The 4,866-nt window shown below is 63.6% G+C and carries 5 protein-coding genes; 3 read left to right on the plus strand and 2 right to left on the minus strand.

Annotation, left to right across the window (positions count from 1 at the left end; all coding sequences use genetic code 11):
- On the plus strand, positions 1–304 hold a 304-nt coding region (locus tag AAG821_RS21875; RefSeq protein ID WP_341916460.1), incomplete at its 5' end, for a universal stress protein.
- A gap of 14 nt (positions 305–318) precedes the next feature.
- On the opposite strand, the gene AAG821_RS21880 is transcribed toward AAG821_RS21875, so the two are convergent.
- Positions 319–1,113 (minus strand): IclR family transcriptional regulator, encoded by a 795-nt coding sequence (locus AAG821_RS21880; RefSeq protein WP_341911740.1) that lies wholly within the window; start codon positions 1,111–1,113, stop codon positions 319–321.
- A 192-nt stretch (positions 1,114–1,305) separates the two neighbouring features.
- On the opposite strand from AAG821_RS21880, the gene AAG821_RS21885 reads away from it, so the two are divergent.
- Positions 1,306–2,298, plus strand: coding sequence for a tripartite tricarboxylate transporter substrate binding protein (locus tag AAG821_RS21885; RefSeq protein ID WP_341911738.1), 993 nt, complete (start codon positions 1,306–1,308; stop codon positions 2,296–2,298).
- Between the two features lie 79 nt (positions 2,299–2,377).
- On the plus strand, positions 2,378–4,093 hold the full coding sequence (locus tag AAG821_RS21890) for a thiamine pyrophosphate-binding protein (RefSeq protein ID WP_341916464.1): 1,716 nt from the start codon (positions 2,378–2,380) through the stop codon (positions 4,091–4,093).
- Between the two features lie 164 nt (positions 4,094–4,257).
- Here the strand turns inward: AAG821_RS21890 and AAG821_RS21895 are convergent.
- A partial coding sequence (locus tag AAG821_RS21895; RefSeq protein ID WP_341916462.1) for a GGDEF domain-containing protein occupies positions 4,258–4,866 on the minus strand: 609 nt, incomplete at its 5' end.

A 4,866-nucleotide genomic window follows, 5' to 3' on the forward strand; every position in this document is an offset into this window, starting at 1 on the left:
GCCCTTGCTGCGGGGTGCCGAGATGGTGCACCGGATCTCGGTCGGGCCCGAGCGCAAGGGGCGCACGGCCCTGGCTGAGATCACGGACCATATGCAGCGGCACGGCCTGCGCCTGGAATCAGCCGTGATTCCGGCCAATGGCGGCAAGGTAGGGCAGGTCCTGCTGGCCGAGGCCGCGTCGCGCAATGCCGATATGATGGTGATGGGCGCCTTCGGCCATTCGCGGCTGCGCGAAATGGTGTTTGGCGGTGTTACAGAAACCGTACTTGGCAAGATGACCTTGCCGGTCTTGCTCAGCAATTAACGGTGCGGCGTCGGCTATGCCCCGGTGCCGCTCATCAGGCGTGAGCGGTTCGCCGCCTTGAAAAAGGCGGCATTGGTCTTCCGCAATGTCTCGATTTCCGCCTGGATCGCTTGCGCGATCTCCAGCCGGCGTTCCGCGCTCATGCGATCCGCGATCGCCGAGACGCTGATGGCCGCAACCGGGCTGCCGTCATCAAGCGTGATCGCCGCACCGATGGTGCAGACGCCCGGCACGATGGCGCCGTCAATGCAGGCATAGCCCCTGCTGTCGGCCTCTCCGAGAATGGCGGCCAGGCTGGCATCCGACAGCGGGAAGGCGCGGCGCGCTGCAGCGCCTTGCGTGATGATTGCCGTCCGCTCGGGCTTCGGCAGTGCCGCCAGGATTGCGGCGCTGCCTGCACCGATGCCCAATGGTCGCCGGTCACCCACTTTCAGGGTCAGGCTCTTGATCGGATAGCTGCCCTCCAGCCGCTCGACACAGACCGCCGCGTCGCCATTGCGCACGACCAGATAGACCGTGTCGCCAAACTGCGTGACCAGCCGGGCCATGGCAGGATGCAGAAGCTCGACCAGGCCATTGCGGTTGGACACGCCGCTGGCCCAGGAGAAGATCTTGTAGCCAACGAAATAGCGGCCGCTTTCCGCGTCGTGATCCACCAGTCGGTATTGCACCAGCCCGGATAGCAGCCGATGTGCGGTCGCCTTGCCGAGCCCTGTCGCGGCGCAGACCTCGACCAGGCGCAGGCCTTTTTCCGGCTCCTGGCTCAGCGCTGAAATCAGCAGGTCAATCCGGGCGATGCTTTGATGCATGCCGCCATCGACGGCAGAGGCTGGGGCTGCGGGAATTTTGGCGGAAATACGGGGCAAGGCGTGGCCTCTGAATTGACGGCTTGACAAAGGTCATCCGAATCTGTCTCAATAATAGATACATAGTTTCGTTAAACGAGACAAGTGTTTTTTTGTGCCGGTCATCCGATATCGGCGCGGCAAGGGGAAGAAACGATGAAATCTCTGATCAAAGCGCTTTGGCTCGCGGCTTGTGCGGCCGCTCTCCTGGCAATTGCCGTCCCGACCAGCCCGGTCAGGGCGCAGGCATGGCCCGCGCGTGCCGTCACTGTCGTGGTGCCTTTCGCGGCGGGCGGCACGACGGATGCCCTCGGTCGCCTGCTGGCACAGCAACTCTCCGTCCGGCTCGGCCAACCGGTCGTCGTCGAGAACCGCGCCGGTGCCGGCGGCGGCGTGGGGGCCAGTGCCGTGGCCAAGGCCGCGCCGGATGGCTACACGCTGCTGATGGGGGCAGTGAGCACCCATGCGATCAATCCCGCACTCTACAAGACGCTCACGTATGATCCGGCGAAGGACTTCGCGCCCATCGCCTATATCGCCGGCGTGCCCAACCTGCTGGTCGTCAGCCCCAAGCGGGTCCAGGCCAAGACCGTCAGCGAGCTGGTGAAGGAGATCAAGGCGCAGCCTGATGGCCTCAGCTTCGCATCGGCCGGCAACGGGACCTCGATCCATCTTTCGGGCGAGATGTTCAAGGTCGCCTCCGGACTGAAGCTGACCCATGTGCCCTATCGCGGTTCGGGTCCGGCCGTGGCCGATCTGGTCGGCGGCAATGTCGACCTGATGTTCGACAATCTGCCTTCCGCCCTGCAGCTGGTGAAGAGCGGTGGCCTGCGGGCGCTGGCGATCACCGCGGCGCAACGCTCGCCAGTGCTGCCTGATGTGCCGACCATGATGGAATCGGGGTTCCCAAACTTCGTGGCGGAAAGCTGGTTCGTGCTGTTCGCGCCGACCGGCACTCCGACGGCGATCACCGAACGGCTGACCCGCGAGGTAACAGCCATTCACGAGGTTCCGGAATTCCGCGAGCGGCTTGCCGCCCTCGGTGCCAATCCGCGCTCCCTGACGGGTGCGGCTCTCACGGCCTTCATCGCAGAGGAAGCCCGCAACTGGGGCGAGGTCGTGCGCAAGTCCGGCGCCCAGGCGGAATGATCAGACTCCAAAGTAATAAACACACAGCAAAGCAGAGACCATGACAGCCTCTCCCCAGTTCACAAACGCGACCCGCACCATGCAAGGCGGGCGTGCCCTTGGCGAAATGCTCAAGTTGAGCGATGCAGGCCTTCTTTTCGGAATGGGTGGTTTCCAGTTACTGCCCTTCTATGAGGCCTGCCGCGCCCTGGGGCTGAAGCATGCCCTGATCAACGATGAACGCTGCGGTGCTTTTGCGGCCGATGCTTACGCCCGTGTCACCAACCGTCCTGGTGTGGTGGATGCAACGCAGGGGCCGGGGGCCACGAATATCGTTACCGGCCTGGCGGAATCCTACAATGCCGGCATTCCGATCATCGCGATCACCGGCAATACCAATCGCGAACATTCCTTCAAGAACATGACGCAGGAGGCGCGGCAGATCGATATTCTGCGCCCGGTGGTGAAGGAGGTGATCCGCATCGACATGATCCAGCGCATCCCCGAAGCGGTGCGCCGTGCCTATGCGGTCGCCACGTCCGGCCGGCCAGGCCCGGTCCTGATCGATATCCCGGAAGACGTTGCTCACGCGGAACATGACTTCTCTGCTGCCGATTTCTGGATCGACGCTGGTACGCTGAAGGCCCAGGCGCGGCGTTCGCTGCCCGATCCGGCCGAACTCAGTCGGGCCGTAGGGATGATGGCGAAGGCGAAACGTCCGCTGCTTCTGGTCGGCGGCGGCATCCATGTCTCCGAGGCCTATGATGCGCTGATCGCCCTGGCCGAGCAGGAAGGTATCCCGGTCGCCCATACCATGTCAGGCAAAGGTGCAATTGGCTGTAACCATCCGCTTTCCGCAGGTGTGTTTGGCCGCTATTCCCGTATTGCCAACGAGCTGGTCGAGGCCTCCGATTGCCTGATAGTCGTCGGCTGCAAACTGGGCGAGATCGCCACCCGCCGTTTCTCGCTGATCGGCGCCGGCAAGCCGGTCATCCATGTCGAAATCTGGCCAGAGGAAATCGGCCGCACCACGCGCACCGATGTAGCGCTCGTGGGCGATGCCAAATTGACACTGGAAGCCATGGCCGGAGCGCTGGGGGATGGCCACAAGCGGGCAGCGGCGAGAGCGGACTATTGCGCCGAAGTCCCGGTACGAATGGCCGAATGGCGCAAGGGTGCGGCCGACCGGCTCGAATCCTCCGAGACGCCGATCAATATCGGGCGCATCATGGGTGAGCTGAACAAGCGGATGCCGGCTGATGCCGTGTTGGTTGCCGATGGGGGCTTTGCCGCGCATTGGGGTGGCCTGTTGTTCGAGACCAAGGCGGCCGGACGTCATTTCGTTGCCGACCGCGGCTTTGCCTCGATCGGCTATGGCGTTCCGGGTGGGTTGGGGGCCCAGATCGGCGTCGGTCCGAAGCGCCGTGTCGTGGCGATGACAGGCGATGGCGGATTCAACATGTCGCTGGGCGACCTTGAAACCGCGCGCCGGCTAGGCGCGAATTTCATTACCATCGTCTTCAACAATGCCGCCTCCGGCTATGTGAAAGCGCTGCAGCATGCTGTCTACGGAGCGGGGAACTATCAGTCCTCCGACCTGATCGAGATGGACTATGCGAATATTGCAAAGGCGATGGGTTGCCACGGCATTCGTGTCGCCGATCCTGAAAAGCTGGGTCCGGCAATCACCGAGGCGCTGGCAAAGACGGATAGCCCGACGGTCATCGACGTGGTTGTCACCCGCGATCCGGGGCGGATGCTGCCCGGCGTGGATAACCGCACGCTGAAAGTGCAGAAGGGTGACCGGCCGGTCTGAGGCCGATCAGCAGGTCAGGCGACAGATGCCGGTGCGCCCGCGATGACGATGCGGTTGCGGCCGGCATGCTTGGCGGCACCGGCTAGTCCTGGAATCAGCCGCGCTTCCGGCCAATGGCGGCAAAGTGGGCCAAGCGCTGTTGCGTCACAGGTTCTGCTCAGCAACTAATCCGCTGCGGCAGCCGATAATGGGATGGCATCAGCCATGATCACACGATTACGGCCGGCGCGCTTGGCGGCATAGAGTGCGGCATCGGCCTGGCGTACCAAATCCTGCCACGCCTTTCCGTGCTCGCCCAATGTGGCGACGCCAATACTGACCATCAGCGGCACGCGGTGATCATCAACCTCGACAACAAGATCGGCCACGGCCTTGCGGATGCGTTCGGCCAGCAGGGCGGCGCCGGCAGCCGGGGTGTTGGGCAGCAGGGCGCAGAATTCCTCGCCCCCCACGCGCCCGAACAGGTCTTCGCGACGTAGGCAGGCCTGGGTCGCTGTGGCAAATCGGCGAAGGACGGCATCGCCAATAGGGTGGCCATACTGGTCGTTCACCAGTTTGAAATGATCGATATCCAGCATCAGCAGGCTGAGTGGTGTGCGGTGACGGTTGCTGCGAGCGACCTCGATTTCGGCCGCTTCGTCGAGGGCGCGCCGGGTTAAAGCATCGGTCAGTGCATCGCGCCGTGCCGCCTCCTGCAGCCGGGCCGCGATGGTCTGGTTGACCAGCAGGATGGCACCAAAGACCACGGTGATCGATAGCAGCATTGGGATGAG

The organism is Ferrovibrio terrae (genome assembly GCF_943372915.1).
GTDB classification, from domain to species: Bacteria; Pseudomonadota; Alphaproteobacteria; order Ferrovibrionales; family Ferrovibrionaceae; genus Ferrovibrio; species Ferrovibrio terrae_A.

Coding starts and splice junctions, on each gene's coding strand:
- AAG821_RS21885 (WP_341911738.1), top strand. CDS start 1,306: ATGAAATCTCTGATCAAAGCGCTTTGGCTCGCGGCTTGTGCGGCCGCT.
- AAG821_RS21880 (WP_341911740.1), bottom strand. CDS start 1,113: ATGCATCAAAGCATCGCCCGGATTGACCTGCTGATTTCAGCGCTGAGC.
- AAG821_RS21890 (WP_341916464.1), top strand. CDS start 2,378: ATGCAAGGCGGGCGTGCCCTTGGCGAAATGCTCAAGTTGAGCGATGCA.